The sequence below is a fragment of the Kosakonia sp. YIM B13571 genome (assembly GCF_042788095.1).
Classification (GTDB): Bacteria; Pseudomonadota; Gammaproteobacteria; order Enterobacterales; family Enterobacteriaceae; genus Kosakonia; species Kosakonia quasisacchari.
The window spans coordinates 32,120-46,575 of the sequence record NZ_JBHZPL010000012.1 but is presented as its reverse complement, the minus strand read 5'-3'; the positions used below and the strand labels follow the sequence as shown (position 1 = coordinate 46,575).

Here is a 14,456-nt window from a genome sequence, read left to right as displayed (position 1 = left end):
AACACTCATCGAGCACCGAAGGAGAATACCCATGATCGCACTCACCGGCGCAACCGGCCAACTGGGCCAGTTTGTGGTAGAAGAACTGCTGAAAACCGTGGCGGCAAAAGAAATTGTCGCGATCGTTCGTAACCCGGCGAAAGCCGAAGCGCTCAGCAAACAAGGCGTGCTGGTACGCCAGGCTGATTATGGCGACCAGGCAGCGTTAACCCAGGCGCTGGCGGGCGTGAACAAACTGCTGCTGATCTCCAGCAGCGAAGTGGGCCAGCGCGCCACGCAACACCGCAATGTGATTAACGCCACCAAAGCCGCCGGAGTGAAATTCATCGCTTACACCAGCCTGCTGCACGCGGATAAATCCCCGCTTGGTCTGCATGTTGAGCACGTTGAAACCGAGAAAATGCTCGCCGATTCCGGCATTCCTTATGCTCTGCTGCGTAACGGCTGGTACAGCGAAAACTACCTGGCAAGCGCGCCAGCGGCACTGGCGCACGGGGTATTTATTGGCGCAGCCGGTGACGGCAAAATCGCCTCCGCCACCCGCGCCGATTACGCTGCCGCTGCCGCACGCGTGATAAGCGAAGAGGGGCATGCAGGTAAAGTCTATGAACTGGCCGGTGATAACGGCTGGACGCTCACTGAACTGGCCGCGCTACTCAGCAAAGCCAGCGGTAAAAACGTGGTTTACCAGAACCTGAGCGAAGACGATTTCGCCGCCGCGCTGAAAGAAGTTGGTCTGCCAGACTGGCTCGCCAACATGCTGGCGGATTCCGACGCGGGCGCCGCCAAAGGTGGCCTGTTTGATGACAGCAAAACGCTCAGCAAATTGATTGGTCGCCCGACGACGTCGATTGAGAAGAGCGTCAACGACCTTCTGTAAAGGTTACAAAGTGGTTAATTTTTGTAGCCTCCCGCCGGGCCATCCCTAATAATGAAGGGATGACCGGTGTGGAGAGAGACAGTGGAAGGCGTACCCGAGCAGTTTACTGATGAGCGAGATTGCGCGCGCTTTCGCCACCTGGCGTTACTGCCAGGGGTTGAGTTGTATCACGCGCATATCTCCCGCTATGCCTTTGAACCGCACACCCATGAAGCGTTTGGCATTGGCGCGATCGAAGCCGGAGCTGAACGCTTTCGTTATCGCGGCACACAGTATGTCGCGCCGGTGCATTCTGTGGTCACCATGAACCCTGACGAGCTGCACACCGGCGAAGCGGAAACCGCCGACGGCTGGCGCTATCGCATGGTCTATCTCGAACCGGATTTGCTGGAAGAGGTCACCGGGATCCGCCACTGGTGGTTTAGCGATGTCATGCGTCACGATCCGTTGCGCACCCGGCAAATCTGCACGCAGATCCACGGCTTGTGGCACACCGACGATCCGCTGGCGCAACAAGGGATTTTGCTGGATCTTATCGATACATTTCGCCCGCTGGCCCACCATGCGCCGCAGCGCCCGGAAGGCGCACACCGGTTTGAGCGCGTACGCGATTACCTGCATGACAACTATATGCACAGCCTGACGCTCGACGAACTGGCGAAAGTGGCGGCGCTCAGCCCGTACCATTTTCAACGCCAGTTCAAGGCGCATTTTCATGTCACCCCGCACCAGATGCTGATGGCGATCCGCCTGTGGCGCGCCAAATCATTCCTGACCCAGGGCATGCCCGCTGCCGATGTCGCCGCCGTTACCGGCCTTACCGATCAGTCACATCTGACCCGCGCGTTTACGCACCGCTACGGCATCACGCCGGTGCGCTACCAAAAGCAGGTCACGCGCCGTTAATGCGCAATCTCATACAATATTCCCACGCGTTGCTCTCCTACACTGTCCGCTGCCAATGTAAACGTAGGTGAAAAGATGATTAGTGGCGTGTTGTATGCCCTGCTTGCCGGGCTGTTGTGGGGGCTTATTTTTGTCGGCCCGTTAATCGTGCCGGATTACCCGGCGGCGCTGCAATCCACCGGGCGCTATCTGGCGCTGGGGATTATCGCCTTGCCGCTGGCGTGGCTGGGCCGCGCACGGCTGCGCCAGCTTACGCGCAGCGACTGGTTCACAGCCTTATGGCTGACAGTCATGGGTAACCTTATCTATTACGTCTGCCTGGCAAGCGCCATTCAGCGCACGGGCGCGCCGGTGTCGACGATGATTATCGCCACGCTGCCGGTGGTGATCCCGGTGTGCGCCAACCTGCTCTACAGCCAGCGTGACGGCAAACTCGCATGGCGAAAGCTTGCTCCCGCGTTACTGTGCATTGCGCTTGGCTTAGGCTGCGTGAATATCGTCGAACTACGCCAGGGCCTGCCCAATTTCAGCGGGTGGCGCTACGGTTCCGGTATTGTGCTGGCTTTCACCTCGGTCGCTTGCTGGGCCTGGTATGCGCTGCGCAATGCCCGCTGGCTGCGGGAAAACCCCGACAAAAACCCGATGATGTGGGCCACGGCGCAAGCGCTGGTGACGCTACCGGTTTCACTGGTGGGTTACCTTGCGGCGTGTCTGTGGCTTGGTGTGCAGCAACCCGATTTCACCCTGCCCTTCGGCCCACGTCCGCTGGTGTTTATCACGCTGATGTTCACCATTGCGGTGCTCTGCTCGTGGGTGGGTGCATTGTGCTGGAACATTGCCTGTCAGCGGCTTCCAACGGTAATTGTTGGCCCACTGATCGTCTTTGAAACGCTGGCCGGGCTGCTCTATACCTTTCTGCTGCGCCAAAGTCTGCCGCCGCTACTCACCTTCTGCGGCATTGTCTTATTGGTTGGCGGCGTGCTAATGGCAGTGCTGTCGAAGCCGGAAAAAGCCAGCGTCACCGCGCTGAGTGCAGAGTAAAAGCCGCCTTCACATGCGTTTCGCACCGACAAGTATGACAAAAACCGTAAAAAAGCGTCTACCCGTGCCGTGAGAGTGAATACTAAGACACCCAGACACAACCAAAACCCGCGAGAAAAACGTTTCAACATATGGTGTTCAGTGAGCCGTAAAAAACCATCTACATAGCAGATGGCAATGTCTGCGCCCGGCGAACGAAAAGCCTTAATAAACTGTCCAGGCCTGTTCTGAACGATTTAAATCCAAAGACAACAAAACCTGTTGCTGACCACCTCCACCGGAGGTGGTGTTCAAATGGGTATAAAAAAACCCGGCTTATGCCGGGTTTCAAGAGATCGGTTCAACCGTTATCAGAACGTTTCCCAGTTGGCTTCGCTGATGTTCTCGGTTGCTTTGGTCTGCGGTTTGCTGGCTGGCGTTATCAGCGCAGGACGGCGTGCGCTGCGCGTACGGTTGACCTTAAATACCGCCACCGTTTCAGTCAGGCGTGCGGCCTGCTCTTCCAGTGCCGCAGCCGCAGCGGCGGACTCTTCCACCAGTGAGGCGTTCTGCTGAGTAACGCGGTCCATCTCAGCAACGGCCTGGCCTACCTGATCGATACCACGGCTCTGCTCGTCAGACGCGGAAGAGATTTCGCCCATGATGTCGGTCACGCGCGTGACTGCGCTGACGATTTCAGCCATGGTTTCCCCGGCTTCATGCACCAGTGCTGCCCCTGCATTGACGCGATTACTTGAATCTTCAATCAGCCCTTTAATCTCTTTTGCTGCCTGCGCACTGCGCTGCGCCAGGGTACGCACTTCGCCCGCGACGACTGCAAAGCCACGGCCTTGTTCGCCCGCGCGTGCCGCTTCAACAGCGGCGTTCAGCGCCAGAATGTTGGTCTGGAAAGCGATACCGTCAATCACGTTAGTGATCTGCGCGATTTTGCTGGAACTGTTGGCAATCTCATCCATGGTACGCACCACACCATCAACCACGTCACCGCCTTTCTTCGCAGTACCGGATGCATTCAGTGCCAGTTGTGTCGCCTGGCGGGCGTTGTCGGCGTTCTGTTTCACCGTGGCGGTGAGCTGTTCCATGCTGGCGGCGGTCTCTTCCAGAGAAGCGGCCTGCTGCTCAGTGCGCGAAGAGAGATCGTTGCTGCCAGCGGAAATTTCACCCGCACCGGTGTAAATGGTGTCTGCGCCATCGCGCACTACACTCACGGTTTTCACCAGCGACTGCTGCATTTCCTGTACATTCTGCGCCAGCAGCGCCATTTCATTTTTGCCTTCAGCATCTATGTCATGCGTCAAATCACCGGTCGCGATATGACGAATATGCCCCATCACCTCATGCAACGGCTTCAACAGGACGCGCTGCATTGCAACCCAGCTCATGATAATCACCACCAGCACGACCAGCATCACGGTGCCGAGGATCCATAAAATACGCTGATAATCCTGTTCGTTCTGGCTGATCCCTTCGCTCGCCAGGACGGTTTGCGCATCACGCCACGCACGATAACTTTTCTGCATGGCAACTTGTTTCGCTTCGGCATTCTGACGGAACATATCTTCCAGGTTGCCCGCCAGCAGCAGGCGGTTCATTTCCGTCAACGTGGCATGGTAAACGCCGTACTGGGTTTCCAGATCTTTAGACAAGTTCGGATCCAACCCCGGTGTGTCCGGGATCGCTTTGTACTTCTCGAAATGCTTTTGCGCCTCGTTGAGCAAGTTGGTCGCATTGCTTGCCAGCTCGCTGAGTTGCCCACCATTAATCTGGCTGGCGGTGCTGCTTTGCAGACGTAACATGCCGCGGTTGAGCGTCACACGCGCCTGGTTGAGGCTGATCCAGGCATCGGTAAATTCGGAAACGTTCTGGCTGGAAACCTGGGAAACATTGAAGTTGTTTTTATCGTTATTAAGCGCACTGATGAACACGCCAGCGGAGATCAGCTGCATTGCACCAAGTACCAGTAAAACCATGATTAATAAAGTAATAACTTTTATTCTTTTAAACATTGTAAGCCTTTATAGCGTGCAGGATATTGTCTGGAGTTTTGGTATCGGCAGCAGCGCGGAGTTGTTTAATTGTGATGCAGGTCGCAATCCAGTAATTTCCAATAAAAACACCTGTATTCAACATGTTAAATCCGTAAGATTTTTTGTGATGAATATCACATTTTTTCGCAAAAGAAAGGAATAAGGCAATTCCCGCTGCCCCAAAAGGGGTATATCATCGCCTTAAAGATGTATTTAAAATACAACTTATAAATTCTACATGAGGTAACTGCTATGGCTTTCCGCGATCAACCCCTGGGTGAGCTGGCGCTCTCTATCCCCCGCGCCTCCGCACTGTTCCGTAAATATGATATGGATTACTGCTGCGGCGGTAAGCAGACACTGGGACGTTCTGCGGCACGCAAGGAGCTGGATATTGACGTCATCGAAGCCGAGCTGGCGACGCTTGCCGAGCAGCCGATTGAAAAAGACTGGCGCGTGGCGGGGCTGGCGGAAATCATTGACCACATTATCGTGCGTTACCATGACCGCCACCGCGAACAACTGCCGGAACTGATCCTGCAAGCCACCAAAGTTGAGCGCGTCCACGCCGATAAACCGAACGTGCCGCGCGGCCTAACCAAATACCTGACCATGCTGCACCAGGAGCTTTCCAGCCATATGATGAAAGAGGAGCAGATCCTGTTCCCGATGATCAAACAGGGCATGGGTTCGCAGGCAATGGGGCCGATAAGCGTCATGGAGAGTGAGCATGATGAAGCAGGCGAACTGCTGGAAGTGATCAAACACATCACCAATAACGTCACGCCGCCACCAGAAGCCTGCACCACCTGGAAGGCGATGTATAACGGTATCAATACGTTGATTGACGATCTAATGGAGCACATCAGTCTGGAAAACAACAATCTGTTCCCGCGTGCCCTCGCTGGTGAATAAATAAAGGCGCCCGAGAGCGCCTTGATTCATGGAAGTTTAGAGCCGCCGCGCGGCTCTTTTTTTATGGCTGGCGGTTAGCCAAACGCTTTTTGCCGGCGTACAGCCAACCTGCGCCCAACACCACAAACCACAACGGCGTCACGATCAGTGCCTGGCGGGTATCCGCTTCCAGCGTCAGCAGCACCAACACAAAGGCGAAGAACGCCATGCACACCCAGCACATCATTTTACCCAGCGGCATTTTATAGTTCGACTTTTCATGCAACTGCGGGCGCTGCTTACGGTACACCAGGTACGAGCAGAGGATGATCGTCCAGACGAACATAAACAGGATCGCCGACACGGTGGTGATCATGGTGAACGCAGCAATCGCGCTCGGATTGACGTACAGCATCACCACGCCACCCAGCAGGCAGATGCAGGAGAAGGTCAGCCCTTTTGCCGGTACCGCGCGTTTAGAGAGCTTGGCAAACGCTTTTGGCGCCACGCCATCCTGCGCCAGACCGAACAGCATCCGGCTGGTAGAGAATACGCCGCTGTTGGCGGAAGAAGCCGCCGATGTCAGCACCACGAAGTTAATAATGCTCGCCGCCGCCGGAATGCCAACCAGCACGAACAGCTCAACAAATGGGCTCTTATCCGGCACCACAGAGCGCCATGGCGTCACTGACATGATCACAATCAGCGCGAAAACGTAGAACATAATGATGCGCACCGGAATCGAGTTGATGGCGCGCGGCAGGGATTTCTCCGGATCTTTGGTCTCCGCTGCGGTCGTACCGACCAGCTCAATCCCCACAAAGGCAAACACCGCAATCTGGAAGCCAGCAAAGAACCCACTGATACCTTTCGGGAACCAGCCGCCGTCATTCCACAGATGCGAGAAAGAGGCCTCAACACCGGTCGGGGATTTAAAGTGCATCAACACCATCACCACACCCACGATAATCAGCGCGACAATAGCGACGATTTTGATCATCGCAAACCAGAACTCCATCTCGCCGAACATTTTTACCGTCGCGAGATTGAGGCTCAGCAGCACGACGACAACGGCCAGCGCCGCTACCCAATCGGCAAGTCCAGGGAACCAGAACTGCGCGTAAGCCGTGATGGCGACGACATCCGCCATACCGGTTACCACCCAGCAAAACCAGTATGTCCAGCCGGTAAAATACCCCGCCCACGGCCCTAACAGGTCGGCGGCGAAGTCGCTAAAGGATTTGTATTCGAGATTCGACAGCAGTAATTCACCCATGGCGCGCATGACGAAAAACAGCATAAAGCCGATGATCATATAAACAAAAATGATCGACGGACCGGCGAGGCTGATGGTTTTCCCGGAGCCCATAAACAACCCGGTACCGATGGCGCCGCCAATGGCGATGAGCTGAATATGCCGGTTTGTGAGATTTCGCCGTAGCGACTGTTCAGTCGAAGCCTGTTCGTCGGCCACGACTTTAACCTGATCTACCATGTTGTATTCCTGTCTGTGTTGTTGGGGCTCTACTGGCCTTTTTTAGTTGCGTGTTCCGCCCTTGTATGGACGCAAAGATATTAGGTAAGAATCGGCGGGATGAATACTCGGAATTAAAAACAATGTTAAATATTTGTTTAAAGTGAGTGTCATATCACTCAGGTAACGCGAAATAGCTCACAAAAATACACCCGATTGCGCCATTTGCAAGATAATCTATTGGTATTGGTTTTATTAACAAACGATCAGCGCAGCGGGCACAGCCTCTTCCCTGACGGGAAGAGGCATTCATGCGGGAAATTACAGGATTTCCAGCAGTTCCACTTCAAATACCAGCGTGCTGAACGGCGGAATAGATGCACCAGCGCCGCGCTCGCCATACGCGAGGTTATGAGGAATCGTCAGTTCCCATTTGGAACCCACCGGCATCAGCGTCAGGGCTTCGATCCAGCCAGCAATCACGCCGTTAACCGGGAACTCAGCCGGTTCGCCGCGCGCGACGGAGCTGTCGAACACGCTGCCATCAATCAGTTTACCGGTGTAATGCACGCGCACACGGTCGGTACGTGCCGGGATAGCGCCTTCGCCCTGGGTGATAACGCGGAATTGCAGACCGGATTCGGTGCTGTTCACGCCTTCACGCTCGCGGTTTTCTTCCAGATATTTCACGCCTTCCGCCGCCATCTCTTCGAAACGGGAACGACGCACTGCGTCGGCACGCTCGTGAATTTCACGCAGCGCGCGGTGGACAACATCTACCGGAACAGCGGGTTGTTTGCCTTCCAGTGCATCTGCAATACCTGCGACCAGCGCTTCCGGTAACAGCCCCTCTAACCCGGATTCGCTCAGCTGCTGTCCTACCTGCAAACCAATGCCGTAGCTGGCTTGCGCTTCGATCGTGTCAAAAGTTGGGGTTGTCATGGGTTTTCCTTTCATCGCTTTTTAAGGTAGCGCGCAGCATAACAGCCGCACTGCACCGGGTAAAACTTTGTCGCAGGAAAGATGACAAATCGCAGGGAAAGGGAAAGAATACAGCAAGTAAGATTTATCCCGAATTGCGGTCACAAAATGCAGCTTTTTGTCGACTTTCAGGCAGTTAAAAACAGCGCTCGCCGCGGTTGCGGGATAAAGTGTATATACTCAACGAGACAGGACTTTAAATGACGCGGAGCAGGAGGAAAGCCATGCCCGGGCGATTTGAACTGAAACCTACCCTGGTGAAAATCTGGCATGCCCCGGAGCATTTTCGCCTGATGGACCCGCTCCCGCCATTGCACCGTCGCGGCCTGATCCTCGCGACTTTGCTGGTGATTATCGGTTTTCTGTTACCGTCAACTGACGACAGCAACCGTTCAACAGCGCCAACCGGTACACGTGAAGCGCAACTCAATCTTCCCACCGCTTCACAGCCGCAACCTTCCGCAACTGAGCCAACGCCGCCGCAGGTGGTGAGTGAGCCGCAGCAGACCGCGCCGAGTGCGGAAGAGTCCGTACAACAGCAGCAACCAGTAGAGCAACAGCAACCGCGCCAGCATGTAGCGCAGAACACGCTGCCCTCTTCCAGCGGAATCGAACAGCAGTGGCGCGCTTACCGCGTTGAAGAGGGGAAAACGCTGGCGCAACTGTTCCGCGACCACAACCTGCCGCCAACCGATGTCTATGCAATGGCAAAAGTGGAAGGTGATGGTAAACCGCTCAGCAGCCTGCAAAGCGGCCAGATGGTGAAAATCCGCCAGAACGCCAACGGCGTAGTGACCGGGTTAACCATTGAAACCGGCGGTCAGCCGGTGCTGTTTACCCGCCAGCCGGACGGCAGCTTTATCCGCGCGCGTTGATGCACTGTGCCGGGTACACGTTACCCGGCTCGTTTGTTAACCCACCAGATCCCTGAGCAGACCAGCACCAGTGCGACCGCGTATTTGATATCGAGGATGTTCTCCCCAAGGAAAATAGCGGAGAGCACCGTACCGGCAACTGGTATCACGAAATTGAACGGCGCAATCATACTCACGCGATTCACTTTCAACAGCATGCTCCACAGGGCGAACGCCACCGACGACAGCAGCGTAAGATAGCCGAGGATCGCCACTGCGCTGAGGCTATGCACTTCCAGCGTTCCGCCCGATAGATAGCCGCCAACCAGCAGAGCAACACCGCCGATAGCCAGCTGCCAACCGGTCATCACCGTGGGATCGACCGTCTGGGAAATACGTTTGCCATACAGCGTGGCGGCAGAGAGGATAAACGCCGCCAGCACAATGAAACCGTCGCCGTTCCAGACAAAAACAAAATCACGCATACCGCTGTGGAAGTTCACCAGCATGACGCCGGCAAAGCCCAAAATGCAGCCGAGGCTTTTGTTGTAGCTGAGCTTGTCGTTTTGATAGATGAAATGCGCCAACAGCACGCTAAAGAAGGTGCCGGTCGCATTCATGATCGACCCGTTTACGCCAGTGGTATAAGCAAGACCGATATAGAAGAAGGTGTATTGCAGGGTCGTTTGCGTTAACCCGAGCACCGTCAGTTGCCCAAACTGCATAGCCGATAGTCTGCCGATCGGTTTGCGCTGCGCCAACGCGAACAGCAGCAACAACACGCCTGCGAACAGGAAACGATAACCGGCAAATACCACTTTTGAGGGGATGTCGTCGGTGGCAATGTGAAAGAGTTCGTAGCCGTTTTTAATGGCCGGGTAGGAGCTACCCCAGAGCAGACAACAGAGCGTGGCGCAGGCGTAAGCCACATTTCGGCGGGCAAAAACGGGTGTGGGCAAAGCGGTTTCCATGACAAATCTCAAAGATAAAATTGCGTTTCAATTATTATCTGAGGATGCCTAAGAAATATCCACCCTGCAAGGAACAATGACCATTTCTGGTAGTGCTAAAAAGCAAAACGCCGGCACAAAGCCGGCGTTTCATTTCCCGTCGTATTTCGAGTTACAGATGCGTTGGCTGCATTCGCTCATCCCAGTCACTTAGTTATCTAAGCTCCTGGGATTCACTCACTTGCCGCCTTCCTGCAAGCCCGAACTACTTAGGGACATCGCTGTGAGTAACGAATTACTCAGCAACAACGTTTACAGTCAGTTTAGCGAATACTTCGCTGTGAACCTGGAAGTCCACTTCGTGCTCACCGGTAGTACGCAGAACGCCGTTCGGCAGACGAACTTCGCTCTTCGCCACTTTAACGCCAGCTGCAGTTACAGCGTCAGCGATATCGCGGGTACCGATGGAACCGAACAGTTTACCTTCGTCGCCTGCTTTAGACGCGATGGTAACAGAGCCCAGTGCATTGATGCTTTCAGCGCGAGCGTTAGCAGCCGCCAGAACGTCAGCCAGTTTGGCTTCCAGTTCAGCGCGACGTGCTTCGAAATATTCAACGTTTTTCTTGGTAGCTGGAACAGCTTTGCCCTGCGGTACCAGGAAGTTACGAGCGTAACCCGCTTTAACGTTAACCTGATCGCCCAGGCTACCCAGGTTTGCTACTTTATCAAGCAGAATAACTTGCATTACCTTATCCTCTTAAAGTCGTTAATAGACAGCGGCCAATTACTGATGACGATCAGTGTATGGCAGCAGGGACAGGTAGCGAGCGCGCTTGATGCAGCGAGCCAGCTGACGCTGGTATTTCGCACGAGTACCGGTAATACGGCTCGGGACGATTTTACCGCTTTCGGTAATGTAGTTTTTCAACGTTGCGATATCTTTGTAATCAATCTCAACAACGCCTTCCGCTGTGAAACGGCAGAACTTGCGACGACGGAAATAACGTGCCATTTGGCTAGTCTCCAGAATCTATCAATTCAATCTGCTCGGCATGCAGAACCATTTTGCTCAAGCCGTTCTTTGCCTTGTGGCAACTGATGAACCCCTGAACAGTTACTGCGCTGCCGACCGTTATACTGTGAGTAATGGCCTGGTTCTCCTGCCCGCTGATTATTACAGGCATTTGGCACCACGCCTGCCGGTGAAAACCGGCTTCCTCCTGCACAGAACGGTGCTCAAGCACGAACTGGCAGTGAGGAATTCCTGACGGGCTGACCTTACGAAGCGGCGCCCTGCACACTGTGCCGGACAACACCAGGCGGTTGGCCATCAGTAATTACTCTTCAGAATCCCCAGCATCTGCATCATCTGAGGTTTCATTTGCGAAATCATCGCGACGTTCACGACGCTCGTCTTTCGCTTTAACCATCGGAGATGCTTCAGTAACAGCGTGTTTAGTACGCATAACCATGCTGCGGATAACGGCATCGTTGAAGCGGAAGTTTGTTTCCAGCTCATCGATAACTTCCTGCGGAGCTTCAACGTTCAGCAGAACGTAGTGTGCTTTGTGCAGTTTGTTAATCGGGTAAGCCAGCTGACGGCGGCCCCAGTCTTCCAGACGGTGGATCGTACCTTCTGCTGCAGTGATTGCACCAGTGTAACGTTCGATCATACCCGGAACCTGTTCGCTCTGGTCAGGATGGACCATAAAAACGATTTCGTAATGACGCATCGAATTGCTCCTTACGGATTATTCAGCCTCCTGTCTGGGTCAGCCGAATCCCGGGGAGGCAAGGAACGTGATTAAAGGTCGGCTGAAAAATTGACGCGCCATAATACTGGTCTACCCAAACAAACTCAAGGCTATTACGCAAATAATTCGCACTAAGCGCAAAGATAAGTGAGTAAGGCGAATTAAAATTAATCACAACGCATTACGGCATTTTTTTGAATGACTGCATCAGAAATGGTCGCGATACCTTCTCGGGCTAACGCGTAAACTTTAAACAGGCCTCAAATATAAGGAGGAGAGATGTTGAGAAATTAAAAAATGACGCATTATCGGAGCATAACATCATGAAATACATCGCAATATTATTAACAACCTTGCTGCTTAGCGCCAATGCCGCAGCGGCAATTAAACTCAACAACCAGCAAGCCCGCAACATGGACGATGTGCATAGCTTAGGCGTTATCTATATCAATCATAACTTCGCCACCGAGCATGAAGCGGACGAGGCGCTCAATGACGAGGCCGACGCGCGCAGCGCAAAATATTACCGTGCAGAACTTACTCATGAGCCGGGGAGCAACGGCAACCTGCACGTCAGCGCGTTTATCTACCGCTAATTACACGTTTTACAGGCCAGTCCCTCTTGCAATTGCGGCCCCGGCATTGGGGCCGCACTCCGACGTGAGAATTCTTTTCTTATTCCCCTTATCAAACTCCTTTCCGGCAGGTTTAATAGCGCTCTGGCTGCGGTGATGGAAAGTTACGAGGAAAGTCATGCTCAAGCGGTTTTCAACGTTAGGTCGCATACCTGCGGGGGTCTGGGTATTAGGCGGCGTCAGTATGTTGATGGATATTTCATCGGAGATGATCCACAGCCTGCTGCCGCTGTTTATGGCAACGACGCTCGGCACAAGCGTCGTGATTATTGGCCTGATTGAAGGGCTGGCGGAAGCGACGGCGCTAATGGTGAAAGTCTTTTCCGGCATGGTCAGCGACTACATCGGCAAACGTAAAGGGCTGGCGCTGCTGGGTTATGGCATGGGCGCATTAAGCAAGCCGCTGTTTGCGCTGGCCTCGACATCCGGCCTGGTGTTTGGCGCTCGCATGATGGACCGGCTTGGCAAAGGCATTCGCGGCGCGCCGCGCGATGCGCTGGTTGCCGATGTCACCCCGGCTGAAATCCGCGGTGCGGCGTTTGGGCTACGTCAGTCGCTGGACACCATTGGTGCATTCCTCGGGCCATTGCTGGCGGTCGCATTGATGCTGCTATGGAATGACAACTTCCAGGCCGTGTTCTGGATCGCGGTGATCCCCGGTGTTCTGGCGGTCGCGTTGCTGTTCTTTGGCCTGCACGAGCCGAAAACACCCATCACCCAAAAGCGCACCAATCCCATTCGCCGTGAAAATCTCAAACAGCTAAGCCGTGCATATTGGTGGGTGGTGGCGCTCGGCTTTATCTTCACCCTTGCCCGCTTTAGCGAAGCATTTTTGGTGCTGCGCGCCCAGCAGATGGAAATCCCACTGGCCACCATTCCGCTGGTGATGGTTGCCATGAACCTGGTCTACTCGGTCACCGCGTATCCGTTTGGCAAATTGTCGGACCGTATCAGCCATAGCCGGTTATTACAGTTAGGCCTGGTGGTGCTGATCTTCGCAGATATAGCGCTGGCGCTCAGCCAGCACTGGAGCACGCTGCTGCTCGGTGTCGCCTTGTGGGGCGTGCATATGGGCATGACGCAAGGCTTACTCGCGACCATGGTTGCCGATACCGCACCGGCAGAACTGCGCGGCACAGCATTCGGCATGTTCAATCTGATTAGCGGCGTTGCGCTGCTGCTGGCGAGCCTCGGCGCCGGGTTTTTGTGGGAAAGCCACGGCGCGGCGTCAACCTTCTGGGCGGGTGCCATCATCTGCGTTCTTGCGCTGGTGATTATCCGCCTTCGCCGAACGGCTTAAAGGTAACGACTAAAAAAGTCCGTTGTCGCACTCAAGGCTTGCGGGGTAATACGATGCGTTACCCCGGCTTCCCACTGATAAGTGAGATGCGCGTCCAGCCCCTCTTCTTGCAAAGCTTGCTGTAAACGGAACGATTCCGCCGCTGGCACCACATCATCCTGCTCGCCGTGCCACAGCAGCAGGGGGCGATCGGCAATGTGCGCCAGTTGCGTACTGACATCCCACCGTGAGAGCGGAGCAATTATTGTGTCGAATTCACGCTGCTGTTCCGGCGTCGTCACGGCCAACGGCGGGAAAAGCGTGCGCGCAAGCGAGGTGAAATAGCCGGACCCCATCAGGCTTGCGACGCAGCGCACTTCCGGATGCTGGGTCATAATGCCCAGCGCAGTCATTGCGCCCATCGACGCGCCGCCGACCGCCAGCCGCTGATTATCAATTAATTCAAGGTGCTCCAGCGCGTCGCGCAGCACGGTGAATTCTTCAATATTGCCCTGCAAAATTTGCCAAAACTGGTGTAAACGCCGTTCCACATCACCACTAAAGCGCGCGCCATGATCCGGTGCGTCTGGCATAACCACGCGAAAACCGGCTTGCGCCAGCGCCACGGCAAAGTAGCTGTAGACCAGCTTTGACGAGGTGAAGCCGTGATAAAACACGACACAAGGCAGCGGTTTGGCGCGTTTTCCCGCCGGGAAGGCATGCAGCGTTTCGACACCTGCAAATTGTTCAACCTGAAGTTCAATCATCACTCCCTCCTTGA

16 protein-coding genes are annotated in these 14,456 nt (G+C 54.7%); 7 read left to right on the top strand and 9 right to left on the bottom strand.

Features of this window, described 5'->3' with window-relative positions; all coding sequences use genetic code 11:
* Window positions 1-31 precede the first annotated feature (31 nt).
* The 3 genes from ACFX4O_RS20850 (at window position 32) to ACFX4O_RS20840 (ending at window position 2,827) form a co-directional block, all read left to right on the top strand.
* A complete protein-coding gene (locus ACFX4O_RS20850) occupies window positions 32-880 on the top strand; it encodes an SDR family oxidoreductase (RefSeq protein WP_380211022.1) in 849 nt (282 codons plus the stop codon).
* Window positions 881-961: 81 nt separating this feature from the next.
* Window positions 962-1,786, top strand: a complete 825-nt coding sequence (locus ACFX4O_RS20845) for an AraC family ligand binding domain-containing protein (protein ID WP_380211099.1) — start codon at window positions 962-964, stop codon at window positions 1,784-1,786.
* A gap of 75 nt (window positions 1,787-1,861) precedes the next feature.
* Window positions 1,862-2,827, top strand: a complete 966-nt coding sequence (locus tag ACFX4O_RS20840) for a DMT family transporter (protein ID WP_380211020.1) — start codon at window positions 1,862-1,864, stop codon at window positions 2,825-2,827.
* 350 nt (window positions 2,828-3,177) lie between these two features.
* Here the strand turns inward: ACFX4O_RS20840 and ACFX4O_RS20835 are convergent, their stop codons facing one another.
* Entirely contained in the window at window positions 3,178-4,833 is a 1,656-nt protein-coding gene (locus ACFX4O_RS20835; protein WP_380211018.1) for a methyl-accepting chemotaxis protein, read from the bottom strand.
* A gap of 273 nt (window positions 4,834-5,106) precedes the next feature.
* Between ACFX4O_RS20835 and ytfE the strand changes: the two genes are divergently transcribed.
* Window positions 5,107-5,769, top strand: coding sequence for an iron-sulfur cluster repair protein YtfE (gene ytfE, locus ACFX4O_RS20830; RefSeq protein WP_131407274.1), 663 nt, complete (start codon window positions 5,107-5,109; stop codon window positions 5,767-5,769).
* Window positions 5,770-5,830: 61 nt separating this feature from the next.
* Here ytfE and cycA read toward each other — a convergent pair whose 3' ends face one another.
* Both cycA and fklB read right to left on the bottom strand, forming a co-directional pair.
* Window positions 5,831-7,243, bottom strand: coding sequence for a D-serine/D-alanine/glycine transporter (gene cycA / locus ACFX4O_RS20825; protein WP_131407272.1), 1,413 nt, complete (start codon window positions 7,241-7,243; stop codon window positions 5,831-5,833).
* A gap of 300 nt (window positions 7,244-7,543) precedes the next feature.
* On the bottom strand, window positions 7,544-8,164 hold the full coding sequence (gene fklB / locus ACFX4O_RS20820; RefSeq protein ID WP_020456255.1) for an FKBP-type peptidyl-prolyl cis-trans isomerase: 621 nt from the start codon (window positions 8,162-8,164) through the stop codon (window positions 7,544-7,546).
* Between the two features lie 263 nt (window positions 8,165-8,427).
* Here fklB and ACFX4O_RS20815 point away from each other — a divergent pair, with 263 nt between their 5' ends.
* A complete protein-coding gene (locus ACFX4O_RS20815) occupies window positions 8,428-9,078 on the top strand; it encodes a LysM-like peptidoglycan-binding domain-containing protein (protein WP_380211015.1) in 651 nt (216 codons plus the stop codon).
* Between the two features lie 20 nt (window positions 9,079-9,098).
* Here ACFX4O_RS20815 and ACFX4O_RS20810 read toward each other — a convergent pair whose 3' ends face one another.
* The 5 genes from ACFX4O_RS20810 to rpsF form a co-directional block, all read right to left on the bottom strand.
* Window positions 9,099-10,028, bottom strand: a complete 930-nt coding sequence (locus ACFX4O_RS20810; RefSeq protein ID WP_131407268.1) for a DMT family transporter — start codon at window positions 10,026-10,028, stop codon at window positions 9,099-9,101.
* Between the two features lie 274 nt (window positions 10,029-10,302).
* Window positions 10,303-10,752 (bottom strand): 50S ribosomal protein L9, encoded by a 450-nt coding sequence (gene rplI, locus ACFX4O_RS20805; RefSeq protein WP_131407267.1) that lies wholly within the window; start codon window positions 10,750-10,752, stop codon window positions 10,303-10,305.
* Window positions 10,753-10,791: 39 nt separating this feature from the next.
* On the bottom strand, window positions 10,792-11,019 hold the full coding sequence (rpsR, locus tag ACFX4O_RS20800; protein ID WP_002210155.1) for a 30S ribosomal protein S18: 228 nt from the start codon (window positions 11,017-11,019) through the stop codon (window positions 10,792-10,794).
* Window positions 11,020-11,023: 4 nt separating this feature from the next.
* Window positions 11,024-11,338: a primosomal replication protein N gene (gene priB / locus ACFX4O_RS20795; protein ID WP_017459147.1), complete on the bottom strand. Its 315-nt coding sequence runs from the start codon at window positions 11,336-11,338 to the stop codon at window positions 11,024-11,026.
* Between the two features lie 6 nt (window positions 11,339-11,344).
* Entirely contained in the window at window positions 11,345-11,740 is a 396-nt protein-coding gene (gene rpsF / locus ACFX4O_RS20790) for a 30S ribosomal protein S6 (protein ID WP_131407265.1), read from the bottom strand.
* 344 nt (window positions 11,741-12,084) lie between these two features.
* Between rpsF and ACFX4O_RS20785 the strand changes: the two genes are divergently transcribed.
* On the top strand, window positions 12,085-12,357 hold the full coding sequence (locus tag ACFX4O_RS20785) for a DUF1471 domain-containing protein (protein WP_380211011.1): 273 nt from the start codon (window positions 12,085-12,087) through the stop codon (window positions 12,355-12,357).
* A 157-nt stretch (window positions 12,358-12,514) separates the two neighbouring features.
* The gene (locus ACFX4O_RS20780; RefSeq protein WP_380211009.1) at window positions 12,515-13,696 is read left to right on the top strand and encodes an MFS transporter; all 1,182 of its coding nucleotides are present in this window, start codon (window positions 12,515-12,517) and stop codon (window positions 13,694-13,696) included.
* Here the strand turns inward: ACFX4O_RS20780 and yjfP are convergent.
* A complete protein-coding gene (gene yjfP, locus ACFX4O_RS20775; RefSeq protein WP_380211007.1) occupies window positions 13,693-14,442 on the bottom strand; it encodes an esterase in 750 nt (249 codons plus the stop codon). The genes ACFX4O_RS20780 and yjfP overlap by 4 nt on opposite strands.
* Window positions 14,443-14,456: the final 14 nt, after the last annotated feature.

Excerpts from the sequence above, each read along its gene's own strand:
- ACFX4O_RS20850 (WP_380211022.1), top strand. The coding sequence starts at position 32 with ATGATCGCACTCACCGGCGCAACCGGCCAACTGGGCCAGTTTGTGGTA.
- ACFX4O_RS20840 (WP_380211020.1), top strand. The coding sequence starts at position 1,862 with ATGATTAGTGGCGTGTTGTATGCCCTGCTTGCCGGGCTGTTGTGGGGG.
- ACFX4O_RS20835 (WP_380211018.1), bottom strand. The coding sequence starts at position 4,833 with ATGTTTAAAAGAATAAAAGTTATTACTTTATTAATCATGGTTTTACTG.
- ytfE (WP_131407274.1), top strand. The coding sequence starts at position 5,107 with ATGGCTTTCCGCGATCAACCCCTGGGTGAGCTGGCGCTCTCTATCCCC.
- cycA (WP_131407272.1), bottom strand. The coding sequence starts at position 7,243 with ATGGTAGATCAGGTTAAAGTCGTGGCCGACGAACAGGCTTCGACTGAA.
- fklB (WP_020456255.1), bottom strand. The coding sequence starts at position 8,164 with ATGACAACCCCAACTTTTGACACGATCGAAGCGCAAGCCAGCTACGGC.
- ACFX4O_RS20815 (WP_380211015.1), top strand. The coding sequence starts at position 8,428 with ATGCCCGGGCGATTTGAACTGAAACCTACCCTGGTGAAAATCTGGCAT.
- ACFX4O_RS20810 (WP_131407268.1), bottom strand. The coding sequence starts at position 10,028 with ATGGAAACCGCTTTGCCCACACCCGTTTTTGCCCGCCGAAATGTGGCT.
- rplI (WP_131407267.1), bottom strand. The coding sequence starts at position 10,752 with ATGCAAGTTATTCTGCTTGATAAAGTAGCAAACCTGGGTAGCCTGGGC.
- rpsR (WP_002210155.1), bottom strand. The coding sequence starts at position 11,019 with ATGGCACGTTATTTCCGTCGTCGCAAGTTCTGCCGTTTCACAGCGGAA.
- priB (WP_017459147.1), bottom strand. The coding sequence starts at position 11,338 with ATGGCCAACCGCCTGGTGTTGTCCGGCACAGTGTGCAGGGCGCCGCTT.
- rpsF (WP_131407265.1), bottom strand. The coding sequence starts at position 11,740 with ATGCGTCATTACGAAATCGTTTTTATGGTCCATCCTGACCAGAGCGAA.
- ACFX4O_RS20785 (WP_380211011.1), top strand. The coding sequence starts at position 12,085 with ATGAAATACATCGCAATATTATTAACAACCTTGCTGCTTAGCGCCAAT.
- ACFX4O_RS20780 (WP_380211009.1), top strand. The coding sequence starts at position 12,515 with ATGCTCAAGCGGTTTTCAACGTTAGGTCGCATACCTGCGGGGGTCTGG.
- yjfP (WP_380211007.1), bottom strand. The coding sequence starts at position 14,442 with ATGATTGAACTTCAGGTTGAACAATTTGCAGGTGTCGAAACGCTGCAT.